1 protein-coding gene is annotated in these 316 nt (G+C 60.1%); it reads right to left on the minus strand.

Going from position 1 to position 316, the window contains the following annotated elements:
• A partial coding sequence (locus FJA49_RS18275) for a hypothetical protein (protein ID WP_158629420.1) occupies positions 1-316 on the minus strand: 316 nt, incomplete at both ends.

Consider the following 316-nt stretch of genomic DNA (forward strand, 5'->3'; position numbering starts at 1 on the left):
GAAGGGCCTCGTCGCAAAGCGAGTATTCCACATGCGGGAAGGACAGCGACGGGTTGATCACTACCTTGAAGCTGCCTAGCTTGTAGCATCCCGTGGCGGTATTGGTAACCCTTACCCAGATGATGTCCCCGTTGGTTGCCGGGTGGCTCGTTGGGGTAGCGATGGCTCCGCCAAGGCCGGCCTCGGCATCAGCCCGTAGCGTGTAGAAGCGTACCGTATAGCTGCCGCCCGGAACCTGCGCATCAAGAAGGTCCTGTTCCGCATGTCCCTGGAGGTCTACCCTCATCATGCCGTCGGCATTCGTGTCGCATACCAC

Source organism: Flavobacterium microcysteis, from assembly GCF_006385255.1.
Taxonomy (GTDB): Bacteria; Bacteroidota; Bacteroidia; order Flavobacteriales; family Flavobacteriaceae; genus Flavobacterium; species Flavobacterium microcysteis.